Below are 2,762 nucleotides of genomic sequence, written 5' to 3' on the forward strand. Positions count from 1 at the left end.
ATAGTTCGACCACGATTTGGCGCAAAAGAAAGTGAATCACCATAACTGACTATATAAGCGCGATTAGTTATATTTTCTATTGTGCTACGCAAAGTTAAATTATTAGTTACCTTATAGCTAGCATAAAGATCAAATAAGGTATACTTCGGCCAATCCGCAACATAAGCGGTATTAGCGTGGCCGTAGCTATTAACAACCGATGCGTCTTGATGTCCTTTGTTATAGCGAATAATGGTGCCGAGATCCAGCTTTTTATCAAATAATCTTCCACCTAAAGTTAAACTACCACGATCACCGGGCAAATAAGCAGAAGAACCAAATAAGTTATTCCCCGCCAAGCAATCAATTATATTGTTTATTTTATCATTTTCGACAAGATACTGATCATCCTTAGTAAATACACGGCGTTTTACCCCTCCTAACCAAGCCCTTTTAGAACAAAAGTTATTAACACCAATCATTCTGGTATAATTTAAACTGGTATAAAAAAAACCCATGTCATAGCTTAATTGATATTCCAGACCGCGAAAACGGGTTGCCAATAAATTATTAATGTAGGTTGCATTTGCAAAAGAACCGGAACCTAGCAGTGGTTTGGTCTTGGATAATTCAAGATTAATATAATTGCTGACGCGGGTATCAAAGTAGGCCATTTTGGCCACCAGGCGGTCTTGTTCACTAAACAGATTACTGTGTTGAATATTAATGCCCGCTTCCCAAGCTTTAGAATGCTCTGCGGCCAGAAACGGATTGGGCAACATCCAGCCGTGACCATGCGCACTGCCGGTCGCCAGCACTTCGGTCATCGCCGGTGGCCGCCAGGATTTGCCGTAATTACCAAAAAACTCCAGCCACTGCACACCAGGTTTGATACCGATAGCCAAGGTGGGTGAAAGCTGTTGTTCACGGCGATCCACATCCCAGGTCATTTTGACCGTGTTATTTGAGGAGCACCGTCTTGATTCAATAGTAATATGTTGCTCATGTATCTTTCTGTTGCATGGATTTTCACGGGAATAGTTGGCAAGGTAAGATTTGCTCGGCATCCAGGTATTACCCTTTAAGCGAAATTGATCATAACGCAGGCCACCTTCCAGCCGCAGCCAGTCGGCATGTTCGTAATTCAACTGGGCAAAGGTGCTGGTCATGGTGCGCTTGCCGGGTGGGGTGACACCCAGCATTGTTTCGTGAGTTGAGTTGCCGGTGGAGCGGTCACTAAACCACTCGAGGCCATATTTGACTTGTAATTGATGGTGGTCGGCGAAGGTAAAGTAATTGGTATTTTGCAGTTGTAAACCACGGGTGTTCAAACGGGTTTGAGTCCAAAACTTTTTACAAAAAACGGCATCAGAACACAGGGTATCGGTTTCATCATTGGTATCAACGTAATAGATTTTAACCGCCACATCCAGCCAGGCAATATGTTCTGGCTTGAGGCTATAATCCAACCCTATATTACGGTTCAGCACATCACTTACGCTGCTATTTTTCCAACCCATTTTAATTCTACGGTAGGGATCTGACTTATCGACAAGCGGCATTAACATACTGGCATTGGGGCTATTTATTTGCGTTTGCAAATAGCTGAATACCAGCCGTTGGTCGGCGGGCAAATTCCAGCCCAGTTTAGCGAGCTGTGAGCTCATTTTATAGTTGGCAAATTCAACTTTGTTATTGGTAACTTCTCTGCTTAAAACTGGGGCGGCTTTTGCGCCAAAACGAAGACCACCAATATTTCCTTTATTGCCGGGCCAATAATCTTTTAAATTGCGCTCACTGACAGCAATTAATAGATCACCATATTCATTGCCCAGCGCCAGTGCCGCACTGCCAATAAAATTAGTGCCATTATCACCGGTCATGGCGCGAATTTTACCGCCAATCTCTTTGCCCGGTTCGAGGAAATCGCTGGCATTGACCGTATTAAAGGTGGCAATCCCACCAATGACGCCCGCACCGCCAATATCACTGGTGGCTCCCTTTTCAATCACAACACTACTCAATATTTCTGGATCGATATACATCACACCATGGCGCTGACCATGACCACTTTTCATAAAGTTTTGTCGCATGCCGTCAATATTCATATTGACGCGGCCGTAGTCTTGGATCCCACGGATATTTACGGAAAGCGCGGGGTCTTGCTGACTGACGCTGGAATAGACACCGGGGGTTTGTTCCAATATATCTGCCGCATGGCGGGCAGGGCGATTATCCAATTGTTCGCGGGAGATTTCACTGACTGAGTGCAGCTCATCATATACCCAGTCACCGTCCTGGGAATTATTCGCTCCTTCTACCTTGAGTTTATCCAATAGCATATCATTTTCAGCCGAGGGGGTTACCGTTGCCTCCGCCCGAACTTTTGCTGAATACCCTTGCGTAGTTGTTAATGCTATAAAGATACCAATGGCAATTCTATTCATTGAGGTTATTATTTTTCTTCTATCTCTCACTTTATTGTCCATTTATTAGATTTCATCCTTACGATATGAATATAATTAACCTGTTAACTATTGTTAGTTCTTGAATAGCAGACGTGATAATGACCAGCAATAAAGCTAATGCCGGGCAACCAGAGAGGTTTGAACAAAGGAAAGTCATTATCTATTAACGATATGACTGACCTTTTTCAAAATAGAAAAATCATAAAGAATTAAATCCAATAACAGCCCAGCTACTTTATTAATAGATAAGGTAACGTGAAAATAACATGGGGTTTAGGCTATTTTTGAATTTTATATCTTTATTTTTAATCTTAG

General features: G+C 42.7%; 1 protein-coding gene. It reads right to left on the reverse strand.

Annotated features, from left to right (window positions below):
* On the reverse strand, positions 1 to 2,468 hold a 2,468-nt coding region (locus tag V1952_RS21020; RefSeq protein ID WP_420075471.1), incomplete at its 3' end, for a TonB-dependent hemoglobin/transferrin/lactoferrin family receptor.
* Positions 2,469 to 2,762 lie beyond the last annotated feature (294 nt).

Origin of the sequence: Yersinia sp. 2542 StPb PI (assembly GCF_048593855.1) — a bacterium.
Lineage (GTDB): Bacteria > Pseudomonadota > Gammaproteobacteria > Enterobacterales > Enterobacteriaceae > Yersinia > Yersinia enterocolitica_E.